Genomic DNA, 20129 nt, shown 5'->3' with positions numbered 1-20129 from the left:
GTGCAGCGTGATCGGTTGCTTGCGGGCCGCTATCGGCTCCTGGAGCGCCTCGGCAGCGGGGGCATGTCCGCGGTCCACCGGGCCTACGACGAGGTGCTCGAACGGGACGTTGCGGTGAAGGTGCTCGTCGCCTCGGACGGGAACGCCCGGCAGCGGATCCGGGCCGAGGCCAAGGCGGCGGCGCGGTTGTCGCATCCGCACGTCACAAGCGTCTACGACTTCGGCGAGTCGGTCGTCGACGGCGTCCAGGTCCCGTTCGTGGTGCTGGAACTGCTCAACGGCGTCACCCTCGAACAACGGCTGGCCGCCGGGCCGCTGCCACCCCGCGCCGGGCTGCGGGTCTGCGCCGAGGTGGCGGCGGCACTCGAAGCCGCGCACGCCCAGGGGTTGGTGCACCGCGACATCAAGCCGGGCAACGTGATGCTCACCCCCACCGGCGCGAAGGTGCTCGACTTCGGCATCGCGGCGGCCATCGGCGACCCGGAGATCGATTTCGATGGACGGCTGCTCGGTACGCCCGCCTACCTCGCTCCGGAGCGGCTGGCGGCCGGCGAGGTGCTGCCGGCCTGCGACGTGTACGCCCTCGGCCTGCTCCTGTACCGGACGCTCACCGGCCGGCTGCCCTGGGCCACCGAGGCGCAGGCCGGGATGCTCCGCGCCCACGTCCACATCGAACCGGATCCACTCCCCGAGATCGACGGGGTGCCGCCCGAGATCCACAGGCTCTATCGCTGGTGCCTGGCCCGCGATCCCGCCGACCGGCCCCCGGCCGCCGAGGCGGCCCGCATCCTGCTCACCGCGAGCCAACAAAGCACGCCGACGCCACACCGTTCCTCCCCGACCGAGGTGACCGAGGTGAGCAAGGTGGCCGACGACGCGTCGGCCGAGCCGGGCACCGGCGTGCGACCCCGCCCGACCGGCACCTCCCGGCGACGGACCCGCCGCCGGCGCCGGGCGGTGCTGACGGTCGGCGGCGCGGTGATCGCCGCGGTGGCGCTGGCCGGGTCGCTGGGCGACTACAGCAGGCGGCAGCACGACGGGACCAACCCGCGAACCGGCATCGGCACGGGTGGCACCACGACGGTGGGGCTGCCACAGACCGTCGAACAGCCCGAACCATCCGTGGCCGGTCCCCCGGCCGGCCCGTCGACCCGGAACACCCCCGCCGTCCCCCGGACCAGCCCACCGACGGGTCCCGGTGAAAGGTCCACCCCGGCGTCCAGGCCGACGCCCACGCCCACCGATCCCGTGGTGGTCACCGTGCAGGCCCAGGGCGGGACGGTCACCGTTCGCTGCCTCGGGGGATCGGCCGAACTGCTCACTGTGACGCCCGCGCCGGGCTATCGGGTGGCGCCGTACGACCCGGGCCCGGCGAAGCAGGTCCAGGTCGAGCTGACCTCGGCCGAGCACAGCAGCGAGATCCGTACGCACTGCGCGAGCGGCCGCCCGAAGCCGAAGGTCAAGGAACGCGACCTCTGACCGGGGCCGGCGGGTGCCGCGCCGGGGCGTACCCCGACGCGGCCCCCCGTTCCCGCCGGCCGGTCGGTCACCGCCCGGCCAGCGACGCCCAGCCCGGGTTCACCGGTTCCCGGCGCAGCGGCATGCCCGCCTCCGCCGGGGTGCGGTCGCCCTTGCGCTGGTTGCAGCCGTAGCAGGCGGCGGTCGTGTTTCGCCACGTGTTCCGGCCGCCCCGCGAGCGCGGCAGGATGTGGTCGATTGTCGATGCGGCCCCACCGCAGTAGGCGCAGCAGCGGTCGTCGCGGCGCAGCACCCCGGCCCGGGACCAGGCCGGCCCGGAGTTGAACCGCCACCGGGTGACCACGTAGTGGACCAGCCGCACCACCCGGGGCAGCGGGAAGACGCCGATCAGTTGGTCGGGCTCCGCCTCGTGGATCTCGGCCACCCGGCGGCAGAGCATCCGGACGGCGTGCTGGACGGTGACCCGGTGCAACGGGCCGAGGTCGGCGTTGACGACGAGGACGGCGTCCACCGGGACTCCTTTCCAGATGGTGCCGGACAGCGAAGAGCCGCCCGGTCCAGGCGTTCGGACGGGCGGCTCGGCGCGTACGGGTACGCGTCAGTCGGGCCGGCCCGCCCGCGGGTCTTCCGCTCGCCAACCGCTGCCGGGCAACACCGACGACGGCACGCTGCTGGCATGCGACGTCGTCATGATCTGCTCCCGTGGCGGTGGTTGACCTTGCGCGATCACGGTAGGTCGACGGGGGAGGCGCCGGCAACGTATTTCGATCGGCCGGCCTCCTCGGGACGCCGCTGGCGGCGGGTGCGGGGAGCCGCCTTCACCGAGACCTGGGCGATGGTCAGCGGCCGGTTCAGCCGTAGGGCCATCCGTGCGGTGAGTTCGCTGTCCAGCAGGGGCCGGTTGACCTCACTGGCGACCGCCAGGGCGGGCCCGGAGACCGACCGCCAGATCGCGGCCAGTCCGGCGCCGAGACCCACCAGGGCGACGGTGGCCCGGGTGGTCGGTGAGCCGGCGGCCGCGGCGGCGCTCACCCCGACGACCGCGAAGAGCACCAACAGCAGGGGTACGAGCACCGGCCAGAAGATGCCCCGCGCCGCCTGCGCCACCAGCCGCCGGTCCCGGATGATCAGATTTCGGGCGATCACCGCGTAGTCCTCCTCGTCGAGCAGGTCGCGCGGGTGCAGGCCGCCGGTGAGCACGTCGCGCCACAGGTCACCCTGGCCGCGCAGGGCCCGGCTCAGCTCGGCGGGTGCCGGCACGGCCGGATCGCCGTGGCCGGCCCGGTCGACGGTGTTCGACCAGGCGGCCAGCGACCGGCGCACCACCGCGGCCGAGTACGGCGGCAGGACGGTGGCCAGTTCGTCCAACCACCTGCTGATCTGGACCTGCCGGCCACCGAACTGTCGCAGCAGCTGTGCGACGTCGCCGGCCCGGACGGTGTCGGCCACCGATCGGCCCAGCCGGTAGGCCAGCCCGACCCGGTGGTTGGCGGCCATCGCCCACCGCAGCACCTCCACGTTGAGGTCGTCGAGGGCGAGCAGCAGTGGCACCGGGTCCGCGGGGTCGGGCTGCCCCGGGTCGGGCAGCAGGGCTCGGGCGGCCGACGTGTCGGGCACCGGCCCGGTGTGCCGGGTGAGGTCGGCGATCTGGGCCAGGGCGACGTCCACCCCGTCGACGTACATCCGCATCCGCCGGTGGGTGGACATCTCGGTGAGGTTGGAGAGTTTGGCCGGCGGTACGGCCGGGCGGGCGTCGACGAAGGCGCGGGGCTCCGCCTGCTGCCCGTGGTGGTAGGCGTCCGCCATCCACCAACCCAGCCGGAGCGCGGTGACGATGCAGGCGCGCTCGTCGCGGATCAGCGGGTACGCGTCGTCGCGGCCGATCTCGTCGATCGACGAGCCGTTCTCCGCGCCGGCGCGGTGCAGTGGTGACATCTCCGCTGCCCTCCCGCCCGGCCGATCGACGGTTGATCATTCGAGCGTACGGCAGCGTACGGTGGCTTATGTTGTGTTTTGTTGTTTTTGCCCGGCGCGACCGGCCAGCAGCCCGCGCGGTCGGATCGAGCGCACCGGCTCGGCCGCGGCACCCTCCGCGCGCAGGATGTGGTTCGCCGCGATGATCCCGGTGGCCGCAGAGCGTTCCATCAGGGCGCTCGGGAAGTCCGTGGCGATTCCGTCGCCGGCCAGATAGACGCCGGGCGCCCCGGTGCGGACCCCCGGACGCCAGGCGTGGCTGCCCGGCGAGAACGCCGGCGCCTGCGCCTCCACCCGGGCGCGCAGCTCGCGGACCCGCAGGTCGCCGGCCTCCGGCCACAGTTCGACCAGCTCGCGGCGCATCCGCTCGGCCAACTCCTCGGCCGGCACGTCGGGCTCGCAGGCGTACGCGTGCAGCTCGATGACCGACCCGCCGGTCCGCTGCGCCCAGCGCCGCGGCTCGTTCTCCAGCCTGTGATAGAGCGTCACCGAGTCCAGAGTGGGCTGGCGGGACACCCCGTTGAACACCGCCCGCTCGGCGGCCACGTCCCCGTCACACCAGTACCGCGCCACCGCGTACGGGGGGCCGGGGGTGCCGAAGGCCGACATCCGCGCGGCCAGCTCGGGTGCCCGCCCGGCCAGGTCCGGCGAGGCCGCGACCAGCGCGGCGAGCGCGGGCGGGTCGACGGCGAGCACGACGTGACCCGCCGGATGGCTGCCCCCGTCGGTGGTCGTCACCCGCCATCCGTCGCCGTCGCGGCGCACCCCGGTGGCGGCGCTGCTGGTGAGAACGCGGCCGCCGTGCTTCTCCACGTGCCGGGTCAGGGGCTCCCAGATCGCCGTCGCGTAGTCCTCGTCGGGGCAGTCGAAGGCCAGCCCTTCCGGGTTGCCGAGCAGGTAGAAGTGGAACTGGGCGACCATCTCGGCGGCCGACATCTCCGCCTCGTGGTTGAAGAACGAGTGCGAGAAGACCTCGAACAGCATCGCCCGCGCCCGGTCCGGCAGCCGCAGCGACGCCAACAGCTCGTCGGCGGTGGTGTCGTCCAACTCCGCGTAGGTGCGGGCCGGGTCGTAGGTGAGCAGCGGCAACGCCGCGTCCCGGTCCATCGACCGCAGATCGGCCAGACGCAGGCTCGGGCTGCGTAACAGCAGCGCCAGCAGGTTCGCCGGCGGCGCGGGCGGCAGCTTGCCGAACTCCTCGGTCGGCCACTGGGCGCTGAGGATCGGATAGCCCGGGATCGGTTTGAGGAAGCGCAGGTCACTGTCGATCCGGCGGAGGATGGACCGCCAGTTGTAGTACTGCCGGAAGAACGCGTGGAAGCCGTGCTCGTTCTGCTGGCTGCCGTCGGAGAGGGCCTCCGGCCAGGCGCCCAGCCGACCGCCGAGCGTCGGAGCCGCCTCCAGCACCGTGACCGCCACCCCCCGCTCGGCCAGCACCACCGCCGCCGACATGCCGGCGATCCCACCCCCAACCACCAGCGCCGTGGTGGGTCGCGGCACGCGGTCGGCGCCACCGCCGCCCGGGTCCACCTGGTGCTGCCGTACGCCGATCAGCCGACCTACCACTTGCGACAGCGCCATTGGCCCAGTCTGCCCCACCTCGGTTCAGTCGGCTGGCAGGCAGCGGCGGGGGCGGTCGGAGGCCGGCCAGACGTACTCCAGATCCCCCGGCACGTCGTCGCCGAACAGCGGGCGGTAGTGCGTCGGGTCCTTGCGCAGCAGTGACGAGCGGTGACTCAGGTGCAGGTCGTCGCGGCCCAGCCAGGGCGGCAGGTCACCGGCGCGGGCCAGCTCGTCCTGGGTCCGTACGACACCGGCCCCGCAGGCGTCGGCGAGGTCGACGGTAAGCGTGGTGGCGCAGGTGTCGGCGCGTCCCGGCTCGGTCCAGACCGCGCACATGTCCAGCCCGTAGCGGACGAGCGCCTCCTCGTACCCGGCCCACATCTTCACCGCCGGATGGTTGCGCCAGCCGTACCCGGGTCGGGTCAGGCCACGCAGCACCTGGATGGCCTCCACCCGCTGCTTGCCCAGCCGCTTCTGGTCCAGCGCACGGGCACTGGCCAGAAAATCCGGGTACGGGAGGAACGTCTGCATGGCGCTGCTCTACCCGGCGCCGGGGCGGACATACCTGGCCACGGGATGATCCGGGCGGGGTCGCCCAGTGTGGTCGTGCTGGTTACGATCCGGGCATGGCGGAGCCGTGGCGGGACCGGGCGCGACGGGCGGTCGAGTGGAACTGGCGGCTGCGGTCCGTCGGTGATCCACGCCCGCACTACGTGATCTGCGGGAAGGACGCGCTCGCCTACTACGTGGCCCGGGCGATGCTCGAATCCGAGCTGCCGGCGGGTGGGGCCCGGGTGACAGTCGTCGTGCCGGAGCGTTACCGCAGCAACGGGCCGGACGTGGCCGGGCTGCGCGGGCTCCGGGTGGTCCGCTCGGACCGGCTGGACGTGGAGACCTTCGAGGCCGCCGGGCTGGCCGGGGCGACCGGGCTGGCCCTGCTGCACCAGGACGACGTCGGCAACCTGCACGCCGCGCTCTGCGCCCAGGCCGTCGACCAGCGGGTCCGCCAGGTGCTGAGGATGTTCAACGGCACCCTCGCCGACGGCGTACGCAAACTGCTCAAGGCGCCCGTCGAGGTGCTCTCCGACGCCGAGATGGCCGCGCCGGCCTTCGTGGCCGCCGCGCTCAACGAGGTCGACCCCAGCTCCTTCCAACATCGGGAGAAGACGCTGCGGGTGGCGCGGCGGGCCGACGTCCGACCGCAGGACGTGGTCTGCGCGCTGGCCCACCTCAGCGAGGCGCAGGGGGTGGAGCTGCTGCCCGCCGAGCAGGCCGGCGCCGACCTGGTGCTCGCCGAGGCGACCGGCCAACCGCCGGGCACTCAGGTCGCCGCCCGGCGGCTGGTCCGCGCGCGTCGGCGGCGTCGCCCGGTCACGGTGCTGATGGGAGCGGTCCGCGGCTTCGCCACCCGCAAGATCGGCATCGCGGTGATGGTGGTGCTCGCGCTGATCGCGGTGCTCGGTGCGCTGATCTCTCGCGCCGAGGATGTCTCTCCGCTGGAGGCGCTCTACCTGACGCTCGTCACCACGCTCAGCGGAGCCGACCCGGACACCGACAAGGCGGCGGACGCGCAGATCATGCAGGTGGTGCTCAACCTGGCCGGGTTGGCGCTGATCCCGCTGATCACCGCCGTGGTGGTGGACGGCATCGTCAACGCCCGGCTGGCCCTGCACACCGGCCGCCTGCAACCCGCCCGCGCCGGGCACGTCGTGGTGATCGGCCTGGGCAACGTCGGCACCCGCGTCATGGCACAGCTCCGCGAGTACGACGTCGAGGTCGTGGCCATCGACAAGAATCCGGAGCCGCGCGGCGCCGCCCTGGCCCGTCAGCTGGAGGTGCCGCTGATCGTCGGCGACGCCGCGCTGCCGGAGACGCTGGCCTCCGCCTCGGTGGCCGACTGTCAGGCGCTGGTGGTGGCGTCCACCGACGACGTGGCCAACCTGGAGGCGGCGCTGGCCGCGCGGGATCTCCGCAACGACCTGCGGGTGGTGCTGCGGCTGTTCGACGGCGACTTCGCCGAGCGGGTGGAGGAGACCTTCGCCCTGGGGGTGTCCCGGTCGGTCTCCTACCTGGCCGCGCCGGCCTTCATCGGGGCGCTCACCGAACGCGCGGTGATCACCACGATCCCCGTCGACAGGCACGCGCTGCCGGTGGCCGAGGTGCCGGTCGCCGCCGGCTCCGAGCTGGACGGTCGACCCCTGGAGCTGGTCAATCGGGACGGGCAGGTCCGGCTGATCGCCCGGACCCCGGCCGGCGGGGCGAAGACGATCTGGTGGAAAGACCTCGACCCGCGACAGGTGATCTTCGCCGGTGACCGGTTGACAGTGGTCGCCCGGCGGCGCGGGCTGGACTGGCTGACCACCCAGTGCGCCCCGCCCGCCACGGGGAGGGTGCCTGTGCCATCGGGTCACGTCGGTTCGATGCCCCGCGGCGTGCCCACCCCGTCCGGTGCCGTCCCGGCTGGTCTCGCCGTCGGTGGGGAGTCGTCCGCGCCAGCGGTGGTTCCCGGGACGCCGCGGACGCCGACCGACCAGGAGGTCGCCGCCTCGGCCCCCGGCGCGGCCCACCCGGTGCCGACCCCGCCGTCGCCGAGCGACGATCCGGTGCCTCCGGCCCGAGGCGCGGGGGCCGAGCCGACAGCGACAGACGACTACTCGACCGGTGCCCCCCAGGTACACGGTTGAGCGGGCAGAGGCGGGCTTGCCCCGAACTTCGACGATCAACGGCTTCGTGTGGTCGTTGCCACTGAGTGACAATCGGTGCCATGCGTTTCCGCGTCCTGGGGCCGACCCAGGTGCTGCTGGCCGACGGGCGTGAGATCGCCGTGGGCGGTCCACGGCTTCGTGCGCTGCTGGTGCTCCTGCTGCTCGACGCGGGCCGGGTGGTGTCCGCCGAGCGGCTGATCGACGGTCTGTACGGCGAACACCCTCCGCGGGGCGCCGCCAACGCGCTTCAGTCCCTGGTGTCGCGCCTGCGTCAGGCCCTGCCCGCCGAGCACACCCCGGTCGAGTTCCACCCGGCCGGCTACCGCCTCGCCGTGGACCCTGCGGACGTCGACGCGTACCGGTTCGAGCGGCTCGCCGAGGCTGGGCGTCGCGCGCTCGTGGGCGGCGACTGGCACCGCGCGGCGGCCGTGTTGCACGAGGCGCTGGAGCTGTGGCGTGGTCCCGCCCTGGCCGACGTCATCGACGTGGCAGGCGTACCCGCGCGGGCGGCCCGGCTGGATGAGCTGCGGCTGGCCGCCACCGAGGATCGGATCGAGGCGGAGCTGGCGTTGGGCGGACACGCGAAACTGGTTCCCGAGCTGCGGCAACTGGTCGTGGCGCATCCGCTCCGGGAGCGCCCGCGAGGTCACCTCATGCGTGCCCTGGCCACGCAGGGCAGGACGGCCGAGGCGCTGGCCGAGTTCGAGGATGCTCGGCGCACCCTGGCCGAGCAGCTCGGGGTCGACCCGTCGGCGGCGCTGGCCGCGGTTCACCTCGCGGTGCTGCGTGGCGACGGGAGTGCCGCCGTGCCGCGTGGCGAGGGCAGCAGGGCCGTGCTGAGCGGCGGGGGCAGCTCCGCCGTGCGCCCGACGACCGAGCAGGCGCTGCCGAGCCAGCTCACCACGTTCGTCGGGCGGGAGGAGGAGCTCGCACGTGTTGGAGCTTTGCTCGGCGAGCGCAGGCTGGTCACCCTCACCGGCCCCGGGGGAGCGGGCAAAACCCGGTTGGCCATCGAGGCGGCGGGCCGTTCGGACGGCGAGGTCCGTCTGGTCGAGCTGGCCGGGCTTGCCGACGGGTCGGACGTACCGCAGGCGGTGCTGAGCGCGCTCGGCCTGCGGGACGCGGGCCTGCGGGCCCCGGCCGAGCCGGGCCGACAGGCCATCGACCGACTGGTCGAGGCACTTGCCGAGCGGCGGTTGCTGCTCGTGCTCGACAACTGTGAGCACGTCATCGCCGACGTGGCTCGGCTGGCCGCACGACTGCTGGGCACCTGTCCGGCGCTGCGGGTGCTCGCCACGAGTCGCGAGCCGCTCGGGCTGGCCGGCGAGGCGTTGTGCCCGTTGTCCGGGCTCACCCTGCCGCCGCCGGACAGGTCGACGGAGGATGCCGACGACTACGCGGCGGTCCGCCTCTTCGTCCAACGGGCTGCCGACGTCGCACCCGGCTTCACCGTCACGCCGGCCAACGTCGACGTGGTGCTGCGGATCTGCCGTACCCTCGACGGCCTGCCGTTGGCGATCGAGCTGGCCGCCGCTCGGCTGCGAGCGTTGCCCGTGGCCGAGGTGGCCGCCCGTCTCGACGACAGGTTCCGACTGCTGTCCATGGGAAGCCGGGCCGCGTCGCCCCGACACCGCACGCTCCGGGCTGTTGTGGAGTGGAGCTGGGACCTGCTCGACGATGCCGAGCGCACCCTGGCCCGCCGCCTCACCGTCTTCGCGGGCGGCGCGACGCTGGAGGCCGCCGGGCGGGTCTCCGGCCTGTCCAGCGCCGAGTTCGTTGACGCGCTGAGCGGTCTGGCCGACAAGTCCTTCGTGGAACGGACCGGCGGCCGTTACCGGATGCTGGAGACGGTGCGTGCCTTCTGCGCGGAGCGTCTCGCCGAAGCCGGTGAGGCCGACGAACTGCGCCGCGCGCACACCGCTTACTTCCTGGAGTTCGCCTGGACCGCCAGCGACCACCTCCGTCAGGCCGAACAGTTGCACTGGCTGCGGCGGCTCGACGCGGAGCGGGACAACCTGCACGCGGCGTTGCGTCGTGCCACCGCGGCGGGTGACGCGTCCGAGGCCGCCGGGTTGGTCGCCGCACTGTCGTTCTACTGGTGGTTACGCGGCATGCGTGGGGAGGGGGCCCGGCTGGCCGCCGACGTCCTCGACGTGCTCGGTGCCGAGGCGCCGCCCGGGTTGGGCGAGGAGTTCGCCCTCTGCGTCTACAACGCCTCGCTCGCCGGTTCCGGGCACCTGCCGTCGCTCGGCACGCAGGGGTCGGTGATCCGCAGCCTCGACCGGCCCCCTCGACAACCGTTCCTGCTCTATCTGTCGGGGATCTCGACCGGACCCCCACCCGGCGGGGCCGAGGACGTCGAAGAGCTGATGCGGGAGCTGCGGCGGCTGGTCGGGCCGGACACCTGGATCAACGCGCTCGGTGCGATGGGACACGGCACGGCGCAGATGTGGGGTGGCCAGTCGGACCGTGCCGGGGCCGCGCTGGCCACCGCTCTCGACGGTTTCCGGAGCACCGGAGACCGGTGGGGTTCCATGATCACACTCGGCGCGCTCGGCGAACTGGCCGCCCGGCACGGTGACCCGGAGGCGGCGGGCGAGCACATGAACCAGGCCATGGGGTTGGCCGAGGAGCTCGGCTCGGCCGTCGACCAGGCCGACATGCTGCGTACCCGGGGTGAGATAAGGCTGCGTGCCGGTGACCTCGCGGCGGCCCGCGACGACTTCGCCGGTGCGCTGCTTCTGGCGCAGGGCAGTGGCGCGCCGGAGTTCGTGTCCGCCGCCCGACTCGGCCTCGCCCAGGTGGCACGGCTGCGTGGTGATCTCACCGAGACGAGGCGGCTCTGCGAAGCGGCGTTGGCCGGCGGGCTCACCGGCTGGTACGTCGGCGAGGCGACGCGCTCGGAGATCATCATTCTTCTTCAGCAGATCACCGAGGAGGAGAAGGCCGGGGCCGCGAGCGGGCCTGGTGCGCCGCCGTCAGCGGACGGTGCGTGACCCGTCAGCGCCCGCCCGCACTCTGGCGGCATGACGACATTCGACGTGACAGCCGAAGGGCTGGGCAAGCGGTACGGCCCCACCCGGGCACTGGACACCTTCGACCTGACCGTGCCGACCGGCACGGTGCATGGACTGCTGGGACCGAACGGGGCCGGGAAGACGACTGCCGTACGGATCCTCACCACGCTGCTGCGCTTCGACGCCGGCCGGGCCACCGTGGCCGGGTACGACGTGCGGCGTCAGCCGGACGAGGTGCGGGCCCGGATCGCGTTGACCGGCCAGTACGCGGCGGTCGACGAGACCCTCAGCGGGCGGCAGAACCTGGAGTTGTTCGGCCGGCTGTTCCAGCTGGGTCGACGGGCGGCCCGCCAACGCGCCGACGAACTGCTGGAACGGTTCGGGCTCGCCGAGGCGGCGGGGCGGTCCGCCGTCGAGTATTCGGGTGGGATGCGCCGCCGACTGGACCTCGCCGCCAGCCTGATCCGTACGCCGCGCGTGCTCTTTCTCGACGAGCCGACCACCGGCCTGGACCCGCGTAGCCGCAACCAGGTGTGGGACCTGGTCCGCGGTCTCGTGGCGGGCGGGACCACAGTCCTCCTCACCACGCAGTACCTGGAGGAGGCCGATCAGCTCGCCCACCGGATCTCGGTGATCGACGCCGGTCGGGTGGTGGCCGAGGGGTCGCCGGACGAGCTGAAGTCGATGACCGGCGGTGACCGGATCGAGGTGGTGGTGCGCGACGCGGCCGACCTGAACCAGGCTGCCCGCATCGTCGCGTCGATCTGTGCCGCGCAGCCGGAGCGCGATCCGGAGGTGCGGCGACTCAGCGTGTCGGTGGCCGACCGGGTCGCCGGGCTTGTCGACGTGGTGCGGGCGCTGGACGACGCCGGGATCGCGGTGGAGGACATCGGCCTGCGGCGCGCGACGTTGGACGAGGCGTTCCTGCATCTGACCGGGCACCGACCGGACGAGGCCCGCGAGCCCGTCGGCGTTGGACGAGAGGCGGACGTGGCATGACGGCGGCGGTGGTCGACGGCTGGACGATGACCAGGCGGAACATGATCCACGTGATCCGCGCGCCGGAGGAGCTGATCCTCTACTTCTCGCTGCCGATCATGTTCGTGCTGGTCTTCGGGTACGTGTTCGGCAGCGGCATGCAGGTGTCCGGTGGCGGCAACTACCGGGAGTTCCTGCTCCCCGGGGTCTTCGTGATGACGATGCTCTACGGCCTCGGCGCCACCGCGAGCGGCGTGGCGCTGGATCTCAGCCGGGGTGTCGTGGACCGGTTCCGGTCGATGCCGATGGCCCGGTCCGCCCTGATGACCGGCCGCAGCGCCGCCGACCTGCTCCGCGCCCTGTTGGAGATGTCCACCCTGCTGGTCTGTGGCCTGCTCGTCGGGTGGCAGTGGCGACAGGGTGTCGGCAAGGCGTTGCTCGCCGTCGGGCTCCTCCTGCTGCTCCGGGTCGCGATCACCTGGGTCGGGATCTACCTGGCGCTGCTGGTCCGCAACCCGGACACGGTCGGCGTGATCGTCTTCCCGGCGGCGTTTCCGTTCACCGCGATCTCCAACGTCTTCGTGTCGCCCGAGCTGATGCCAGCTGTCATCGGGACGATCTCGCAGTGGAACCCGTTGTCGGCCACCGTCGCGGCGATCCGTGAACTGTTCGGCAACCCCGGCCTGGGTGGCGACTCGTGGCCGGCGGAGCACGCCATGCTGTTGGCGGTGGTGTGGCCGGTGCTGCTGATCGCGACGTTCGCGCCGCTCGCGGTGCGCCGGTACCGGCGGCTGAGCCGCTGACCCCTGCCCGCCGGTGGCCTGCCCAGGTCACCGGCGGGCGGCACGTAGCGCGTACCAGGCGACGCCGGCGGCGAGCACGCCGAACCCGACGAGGACGCTGCCGGTCGGCAGGTTGACCGCGAGCAGCAGGCAGCCGATGAGCCCCAGGCCGGCGAGCACCTGCACCGGTAGCTTCCGTTCCTGTTCCCGACCCAGGGTGAGCGCCGCCGCGTTGGTGATCGCGTAGTAGACGAGCACCGTGCAGCTGGAGAAGCCGATCGCGTCGCGGACGTCACCGAGCAGCACCACCACGATCACCACGGCGGCGACGGCCAGCTCGGCGCGGTGCGGCACCCGGTGCACCTGGTGCACGGCGGCCAGCGCGCCGGGGAGGTCACGTCGGCGGGCCATCGCGAGGGTGGTCCGGCCGACTCCGGCGACCAGGGACAGCAGCACCCCGACGACGGCGATGGTGGCCCCGGCGCGCACCACCCAGGCCAGGCCGGGCAGCCCGGCGGCGGTCACCACGTCGACCAGGGGTGCTGCCGAACCGGCCAGCCGGTCGGCGCCGAGCACGCCGAGCGTGACCACGGCCAGCACCAGGTAGATCGCGAGCACCACCCCGAGCGCCAGCGGCACCGCGCGGGGAATGGTCCGCTGCGGGTCGCGGACCTCCTCGCCGAGCGTGGCGATCCGCGCGTACCCGGCGAAGGCGAAGAACAGCAGCCCGGCAGCGGTGAGCACACCCCGGGCGGAGCCACCGGGGTCGCCGAGCCGATCCAGGTGCACCGGCCCGCCCACCACGCCGACGACAGCGACCAGGGTCAGCACCGCGAGCACCAGGCCGACCAGGGCCTTCGTGGCGGTGGCCGTCTTGCCGATGCCGCGCAGGTTCACCGCCGTCACCGCGAGCACCGCGCCGACCGCGACCAACCGCGCCTGCCCCGGCCACAGGTACGCCCCGATGGTCAACGCCATCGCCGCGCAGCTCGCCGTCTTGCCCACCACGAAACCCCAGCCGGCCACGAAGCCGGCGAGCGGTCCGAGGCGTTCCCGGCCGTAGACGTAGGTGCCGCCGGACTCCGGGTAACGGGCCGCCAGCCGCGCCGAGCTGGTCGCGTTGCAGAAGGCGATGAAACCGGCGAGCACCAGGGCCGGCAGCAGCCCGGCGCCGCCGGCCGACGCGGCGGCCGGGCCGAAGACCACGAAGACGCCCGCGCCGAGCATCGAGCCCAACCCGATGACCACCGCATCGGGTACGCCGAGCCGCCGCGCCAGCTGATCCACGAACCGACCCTAGGGGTACGAGGTGAACGGCCGATCCCACTCCCGTAGCCGGCCGGGGAGCGGCAGATCGTCCCAGGGCACCCGGTGCAGCAGCCGGTCCAGGAGCAGGCCGAGCAGCAGCCCGGCCACCGAGTCGGTGAGCCAGTGCCAACCCAGGTACGTGGTGGTGGTGAGCACGACAAGCGGCGGCACGACGCGGATCACTGTGACCAGCCGGGCCGAGAGGTGGCGGCCGAAGCTGCGGGCCAGCGGGGCCAGCAGCAGCGCGATCACGCCGTACCAGACGATGGCGTTGGCGACGTGCCCCGACGGGTAGGACTGGGCGAATCGCACCGGCAGGTCGTCGTGGAACAGGGGCAGGGTCTGCTCGGGCGACAGGTTCGGCTCCTTGACGCTTGCGCTCGGTGCCGCCCGCGCGGTCCAGACCTTGAGCGGACCGATCGTCAGGTAGGTCAGCACGAACCCGACCACCGGCGGCAGGATCGGCCGCACCGACCGCACCCGGACGGCCAGCAGCACGCCCAGCCCGGCGGCGATCAACGTCAGCGGGGTGCCCTGGCCGAGGTGGTTGAACACCCAGGCGACCCAGTAGGCGACGGTTGGCCGATGCGCGTCGGCCCAGTCGGCGACCGCCCGGTCCAGCCCGAAGAGCTGGTCGGCGGCGAGTGCCACTGTCAACCCGACCAGGCCGACCAGCAGGAGGGCGTCGAACCACCAACCGGTCGGGCGGACGGGCCGTAGCCGCAGGTCACGTCGTACCGCCGAGGGTTTGAGCACGCGACCACGCTACCGGGCCGACGCGAGGTCGGGGTGTGCGGCGCTGTGGGCCAAGCCACGATGTGCGGCGGATACGGGGGGCGACCAGTCATGCTTGTGCCCGTGCGGATCACGTCTGCCCTCGTGGACCCGGCGCTGCTCGACCTGCCCTGGTCGACACCGCTGGAGGAGTGGCCTGCCCAGCACCTGGTGGCCCTGCCACAGGGCATCTCCCGGCACATCGTCCGCTTTGTCCGCTTGGGCGACTACGTGTACGCGTTCAAGGAGACCCGCGAGCGGATCGCCGAGCGGGAGTACGACCTGCTCCGAGCCCTGGAGCGGATCGACTTCCCGTCGGTCGAGGCGGTGGCGGTCGTCGCCGACCGGCAGACCGAGGACGGCGAGCCCCTCGAATCGGTGCTGATCACCAGGCACCTGCAGTTCTCGCTGCCGTACCGGGCGCTCTTCTCGCACACCCTCCGCCCGGAGACGATGAGCCGGCTGCTCGACGCGCTCGCCGCCCTGATCGTCCGGATGCACCTGACCGGCTTCTTCTGGGGCGACTGCTCGCTGTCGAACACGCTGTTCCGCCGGGACGCGGGCGCGTTCGCCGCCTACCTGGTGGACGCCGAGACGGGCGCTCTGCACAACTCGCTCTCCAACGGGCAGCGCGGGGAGGACCTGGAGATCGCCCGGGTGAACATCTTCGGTGAGGCGCTGGACCTGCAGGCCGCCGGCCTGCTGCACGAGTCCATCGACCCGGAGGTGGTCTGCGAGGAGGTCGTGCAGCGCTACGAGCGGCTCTGGCACGAGATCACCTACGAGCAGAGGGTCGAGCGGGAGGCCCGGCACGACATCGAGGGCCGCATCCGCCGGCTCAACGAGCTGGGCTTCGACGTGGCCGAGGTGGCCATGTCGACGATCGACGACGGGCGCTACCTGGTGCGGCCGAAGGTGGTCGACGCCGGCTACCACACCCGGCGGCTGCTGCGGCTCACCGGTCTGGACGCCGAGGAGAACCAGGCCCGCAAGCTGCTCAACGACCTGGACGCGTACCGGGCGGAGAGCGACCTGACCGACGAGCAGCAGGCGGCACACCGCTGGCTCACCGAGGTCTTCGAGCCGGTGGTCCGGGCCGTGCCCGCGCACCTGCGCCGCAAGCTGGAACCGCAGGAGCTGTTCGCGCAGATCATCGAGCACAAGTGGCTGCTCTCCGAGCAGGCCGGCCGGGACGTGGGAATGGCGCCCGCCGTGCAGTCGTACCTGGCCGACGTGCTGGTGCATCGCCCCGACGAGCAGGCCGTGCTCGGCGTCGACGTCCCCGCCCTGGGCTGACCCGACCGCCGGGGCTCTACAGCGTCCGAACTGGTGCACGGTGATCGGGCGCTTCACTCCACCCAGGAGCCTCCGCGCAGCACCCGTACCACGTTGAGGTCGTCGTCGAGCACGACCAGGTCGGCGCGGAGGCCGACCTGGAGGGCGCCGACCTGGTCGCCCAGACCGATGGCACGGGCCGGGGTGGTAGCCACCATCCGGGCCGCGTCGGCCATCGGGATCCCTGCGTGTACGGCGTGCCGCAGCGCCGCGTCCATGGTCAGCGTGCTGCCGGCGATCGCGCCGTCGCGGGCGAGTCGGGCCACGCCGTCGGTCACCGTGACGGCCTGACCGCCCAACTCGTACTCACCGTCGGCCATTCCGGCGGCGGCCATCGCGTCGGTGATCAGCGCGGCCCGGTCGGGGCCGGCGGTGGCGGTGGTGAAGGTCAGGATGCCGTCGTGCAGGTGCACCCCGTCGGCGACCAGTTCGCAGATCACGGTGGGCGCGTCCAACAGGGCCACCACCGGGCCGGGCTCGCGATGGTGTACCGGCCGCATGCCGTTGAACAGGTGCGTACCCACGCTCGCGCCGGCCGCGATCGCGGCGCGGGTCTGCTCGTAGGTGGCGTCGGTGTGGCCCACGGCCGCCACCACGCGGTGGGTGGTGAGCAGCTTGATCGCCTCCAGCGCGCCGTCGCGTTCCGGGGCGAGGGTGACCATGCGGATCGCGCCCCGCCCCAACTCGATCAGCTCGGTCAGTTCGTCAGTGGACGGGTCGCGCAGGTACTCCGGGTTCTGCGCGCCGCAACGGGCAGCGGAGAGGTAGGGGCCCTCGAAGTGGACGCCCGCCAGCACGCCCTCGTCGACGAGCGGCGCGAACGCCTCGGTGGCCGCGCGCATCACCGGAAAAGGTGCACTGACCAGGCTGGCCAGCAGCGTGGTGGTGCCGTGCGCCAGGTGGAAGCCGGCCGCCGCGCGGGCCTGGTCGGCGTCGCCTGTGGTGAAGGTGTGCCCGCCGCCGCCGTGAGTGTGCATGTCGACGAAGCCCGGCAGGATCCAGTGCCCGTCGCGGACCGACGGATATTCGGCCACGGCCGTGATCCGGTCGCCGTCCCACTCGACGCAGCCCTGCCGGACGACACCGGTCGGGGTCACCACTCGGCCGTTCACCCGTACGGTCATCGCTCCTCCTGATGGTCGGGGACGCGGGCGGCGTCCGTGTCCCGGACGCCCGCGGCGTCCAGCGCGAGCAGGGCGGCGCCGAGGCAGCCGGCCTCGTCGCCCAGGGCCGCCGCGACCAGCCGCGGCTCCCGGTGGAAGGTCATCCGCTCGTGCAGCGCCGCCCGCAGCGGGCCGAGCAGCCCGTCCCCTGCCTGGGCCAGGCCACCGCCGAGCACGATCGTCGACACGTCGAACAGCGCCTGCCCGGTGGCGAGGCCGTCGGCGAGGGCATCGACGGCCTCCTGCCAGACGCGGGCGGCGAGGGGTTCACCGGCGGCGGCCCGCTCGGCCACGACGGCGGCCGTCACGGCACCGCCTGGTGACTGCTCGGCGCCCGGGGTCGAGGACGCCGCACCCGCCCGCCCATCGCCAGCCAGTTCGGCGTAGCGGCGGCCGATCGCGGCCGCCGACGCGACCGCCTCCAGGCAACCGGGCCGTCCACAGCCACAGCGCGGGCCGTCGGGACGGACCATGATGTGGCCGATCTCCCCGGCGGCGCCGTGCGCGCCGACTCGGGCCACGCCGTCGACGACGTGCGCGGCGGCGATGCCGGTCCCGATCGCCACGAAGAGCACATGCTCGGCGCCGCGCCCGGCGCCGAGCCGGGCCTCGGCGAGGCCACCGACACGCACGTCGTGGCCGAGCGCGGTGGGCAGCCCGAGCCGCGCCACCGCCAGGTCCCGCAGGGGTACGTCCCGGAAGCCCACGTTCGCCGACCAGACCGCGACCCCGCGCGCCTCGTCCACCACTCCGGGGACGGCGATGCCGATCGCGACCGGAGTGAGGCCGTCGGCGCGGGCCGTTGCGGCCAGCCCCTCCGCGACGTTCAGGATGGTGTCGACCACGGCGGCCGGGCCGCGTGCGGCGTCGGTGGGGTGTCGCTCGCTGTGTACGACGACGCCGTCCGGCCGCACCAGGGCGCACTTCATGCCGGTGCCGCCGACGTCCAGCGCCACGACCACCCGGTCGCTCACGGTGCTACCTCGGTTCGCGACTGTGGGGCTCGCAAACCCGGCTCACTCCTCGCGCTCACGCCAGCACCACGGACCGGCTGACGTGTCGGGGCGCGTCCGGGTCGAGGCCCCGGCTGGTCGCCAGCGCGACCGCGAAGCGCTGCGCCAGGATCAGGTCGGCCATCGGGTCGACCGGGGTACGACCGGCCGACCAGCTGCCGAGCACCGTGCGCCAGCCGTGCGTACGGCTGTGCACGAAGGCCGCGCCGGTGGCGGCCACGTCCTCGGGCAGCCCGTCGGGCAGCTCGCCGAACGCCCAGACCAGCCGGCCCGGCGCGGCGATCGAGATGGGACCGTGCCGGTAGTCCATCGCCGGGTACGCCTCGGCCCAGAAGGTGGCCGCCTCGCGGCACTTCAGCGCTGCCTCCTGGGCGAGGCCCACCGTCCAACCCCGACCGAGGAAGGTGACCTGTCCGATGGTGGCCGGGTCGATCGGCAGCGGTGAGCGCACCGCAACCTCGGCGTCGGCGGCGAGCGCGGCCACCGGGTCGCCGAGGTGTGCCCGGAGCAGGGCCAGCGCGGTCGTCGCGAAGCGGGTCTGCACCACCGACCGCTCGTCGGCGAAGGGCATGGCGATGGTGGTGGTGGCCAGCTCGACCGCCGGGGAAGCGGGGTCGCCGACGATGACTGTGGTGGGCGTACGACCGCGCAGCGCGGCGAGCAGCTCCAGCACCTCGGTGGTGGTGCCGGAGCGGGTGATCGCGATGAGTCGGTCGTAGTGGCGGCCGGCGGGGAACTCGGACGCCTGGAACGCGTCGGTCTCGCCCTGGCCGGCCTGTTCGCGGCGGGCGGCGTACGCCATCGCCATGAACCACGACGTGCCGCAACCGACGACGGCGACCCGCTCGCCGGGGCGCGGGAGGTCGTCGCGGACGACGCCGGACAGCTCGGCGGCCTCCCGCCAGCAGTCGGGCTGGCTCGCGATCTCCGCGTCCACGTACGCCATGGGAAACTCCTCGCCGGGCCGACCTGTCTGCGCAATACGGCGCGTTACACCCGTATTTCGCGCGTTATTCTGCGCGAAGCGGGGTGGCCGTGGCAACCGACCGGCCGATCGCGCAGAACAGCCTTTTGCGCCAGGCTAGTTTCGCGCACTAGTGTGCACGCAATCAATCACCGATCGTGCAGTCATTGGGAGGGCCCCCGAGGTGGACCGGTACGCCAGGTGGAACGCCCTGCTGGAGATGCTCACCGACAACGGCCGGGTCAGCGTCGAGGCGGCCGCCGAGCGTCTGGACGTCTCCCAGGCCACCATCCGGCGCGACTTCGACCAGCTCGCCCAGCAGCAGATGATCACCAGGACCCGGGGTGGCGCGGTCGCCAACGGTGTGTCGTACGACCTGCCGCTGCGCTACAAGACGGCCAAGCACTCGGCGGAGAAGCAGCGGATCGGCGCCGCCGCAGCGGCGCTCGTCGCGCCCGGCACCGTGGTCGGCCTCAACGGTGGCACCACCAGCACGGAGGTGGCCCGGGCCCTGGCCGTCCGTCCGGATCTGAACACCAGCGCCGAGGGCGCCCAGCTCACCATCGTGACCAACGCGCTGAACATCGCCAACGAGCTGCTGGTGCGGTCCCGGATGAAGGTGGTGGTGGCGGGCGGGGTGGTGCGCCCGAAGTCGTTCGAGCTGGTCGGCCCGCTGGGTGGTGCGCTGCTGCGTGAGGTCACCCTGGACGTCGCGCTGCTCGGCGTGGACGCGATCGACCCGCAGCTCGGAGCCGCCGCCCACCACGAGGGCGAGGCGGCCATGAACAACCTGATGGTGGCCCGCGCCAAGCGGGTCGTGATCATCGCGGACTCGTCCAAGTTGGGTGGTCACGCCTTCGCCCGGATCTGCCCGGTCGAGCGCGTCGAGACGCTGGTGACCGACTCCGGCGCCGACCCGGAGGTGGTGGACGCCTTCCGGGCGGCCGGCGTGCAGGTCGTCTGCGCCTGAGCGGTCACGCTCCGTCGATGAAACGCATCGATCGGCGCGTCGATGCATACCGCGTATTGCGCAGCGCTGCATACCGCGTATGGTGTCGGCTGTCACGCCCACCC

Annotated in this window: 16 protein-coding genes; 7 read left to right on the top strand and 9 right to left on the bottom strand. The window is 73.2% G+C overall.

Annotation, left to right across the window (positions count from 1 at the left end; translation table 11 throughout):
- Positions 1–1479, top strand: a complete 1479-nt coding sequence (locus tag AB0K10_RS18005; protein ID WP_363684721.1) for a protein kinase — start codon at positions 1–3, stop codon at positions 1477–1479.
- Between the two features lie 67 nt (positions 1480–1546).
- Here the strand turns inward: AB0K10_RS18005 and AB0K10_RS18000 are convergent, their stop codons facing one another.
- The 4 genes from AB0K10_RS18000 to AB0K10_RS17985 form a co-directional block, all read right to left on the bottom strand.
- The gene (locus tag AB0K10_RS18000) at positions 1547–1990 is read right to left on the bottom strand and encodes an HNH endonuclease (protein WP_363684719.1); all 444 of its coding nucleotides are present in this window, start codon (positions 1988–1990) and stop codon (positions 1547–1549) included.
- 215 nt (positions 1991–2205) lie between these two features.
- Positions 2206–3414 carry a hypothetical protein gene (locus tag AB0K10_RS17995; protein ID WP_363684717.1) on the bottom strand — a complete coding sequence of 403 codons (1209 nt, stop codon included), beginning with the start codon at positions 3412–3414 and terminating at the stop codon, positions 2206–2208.
- A 66-nt stretch (positions 3415–3480) separates the two neighbouring features.
- Complete coding sequence (locus AB0K10_RS17990) at positions 3481–5034, bottom strand: FAD-dependent oxidoreductase (RefSeq protein WP_363684715.1); 1554 nt, start codon at positions 5032–5034, stop codon at positions 3481–3483.
- Between the two features lie 24 nt (positions 5035–5058).
- Complete coding sequence (locus tag AB0K10_RS17985; protein ID WP_363684713.1) at positions 5059–5547, bottom strand: MSMEG_6728 family protein; 489 nt, start codon at positions 5545–5547, stop codon at positions 5059–5061.
- A 95-nt stretch (positions 5548–5642) separates the two neighbouring features.
- Here AB0K10_RS17985 and AB0K10_RS17980 point away from each other — a divergent pair, with 95 nt between their 5' ends.
- From AB0K10_RS17980 to AB0K10_RS17965, 4 genes are all read left to right on the top strand, one after another.
- Entirely contained in the window at positions 5643–7700 is a 2058-nt protein-coding gene (locus tag AB0K10_RS17980) for an NAD-binding protein (protein WP_363684711.1), read from the top strand.
- An 80-nt stretch (positions 7701–7780) separates the two neighbouring features.
- Positions 7781–10717, top strand: coding sequence for a BTAD domain-containing putative transcriptional regulator (locus tag AB0K10_RS17975; RefSeq protein WP_363684709.1), 2937 nt, complete (start codon positions 7781–7783; stop codon positions 10715–10717).
- 30 nt (positions 10718–10747) lie between these two features.
- A complete protein-coding gene (locus AB0K10_RS17970) occupies positions 10748–11737 on the top strand; it encodes an ATP-binding cassette domain-containing protein (RefSeq protein ID WP_363684707.1) in 990 nt (329 codons plus the stop codon).
- The gene (locus tag AB0K10_RS17965; protein ID WP_363684705.1) at positions 11734–12519 is read left to right on the top strand and encodes an ABC transporter permease; all 786 of its coding nucleotides are present in this window, start codon (positions 11734–11736) and stop codon (positions 12517–12519) included. Before AB0K10_RS17970 ends, AB0K10_RS17965 begins: the two co-directional genes overlap by 4 nt.
- Positions 12520–12546: 27 nt before the next feature.
- On the opposite strand, the gene AB0K10_RS17960 is transcribed toward AB0K10_RS17965, so the two are convergent.
- The gene (locus AB0K10_RS17960; RefSeq protein WP_363684703.1) at positions 12547–13785 is read right to left on the bottom strand and encodes an APC family permease; all 1239 of its coding nucleotides are present in this window, start codon (positions 13783–13785) and stop codon (positions 12547–12549) included.
- 9 nt (positions 13786–13794) lie between these two features.
- Positions 13795–14532: a phosphatase PAP2 family protein gene (locus AB0K10_RS17955; protein WP_363684779.1), complete on the bottom strand. Its 738-nt coding sequence runs from the start codon at positions 14530–14532 to the stop codon at positions 13795–13797.
- Positions 14533–14652: 120 nt separating this feature from the next.
- On the opposite strand from AB0K10_RS17955, the gene AB0K10_RS17950 reads away from it, so the two are divergent.
- A complete protein-coding gene (locus tag AB0K10_RS17950; RefSeq protein WP_363684701.1) occupies positions 14653–15876 on the top strand; it encodes a DUF4032 domain-containing protein in 1224 nt (407 codons plus the stop codon).
- 53 nt (positions 15877–15929) lie between these two features.
- On the opposite strand, the gene nagA is transcribed toward AB0K10_RS17950, so the two are convergent.
- From nagA to AB0K10_RS17935, 3 genes are read right to left on the bottom strand one after another with little or no spacing between them, the layout of a single operon-like run.
- Complete coding sequence (nagA, locus tag AB0K10_RS17945; protein ID WP_363684699.1) at positions 15930–17039, bottom strand: N-acetylglucosamine-6-phosphate deacetylase; 1110 nt, start codon at positions 17037–17039, stop codon at positions 15930–15932.
- Entirely contained in the window at positions 17036–18052 is a 1017-nt protein-coding gene (locus AB0K10_RS17940; RefSeq protein WP_363684697.1) for an ROK family protein, read from the bottom strand. The genes nagA and AB0K10_RS17940 overlap by 4 nt, the downstream gene beginning before the upstream one ends.
- Positions 18053–18107: 55 nt before the next feature.
- Complete coding sequence (locus tag AB0K10_RS17935) at positions 18108–19037, bottom strand: SIS domain-containing protein (RefSeq protein ID WP_363684695.1); 930 nt, start codon at positions 19035–19037, stop codon at positions 18108–18110.
- A 202-nt stretch (positions 19038–19239) separates the two neighbouring features.
- Between AB0K10_RS17935 and AB0K10_RS17930 the strand changes: the two genes are divergently transcribed.
- Positions 19240–20025 (top strand): DeoR/GlpR family DNA-binding transcription regulator, encoded by a 786-nt coding sequence (locus tag AB0K10_RS17930; RefSeq protein ID WP_363684693.1) that lies wholly within the window; start codon positions 19240–19242, stop codon positions 20023–20025.
- Positions 20026–20129: the final 104 nt, after the last annotated feature.

It is taken from the genome of Micromonospora sp. NPDC049274, assembly GCF_040678875.1.
Taxonomy (GTDB): Bacteria; Actinomycetota; Actinomycetes; order Mycobacteriales; family Micromonosporaceae; genus Micromonospora.
Note: the sequence above shows the minus strand (reverse complement) of the source record. Positions and strands in the feature narration are given on the sequence as shown.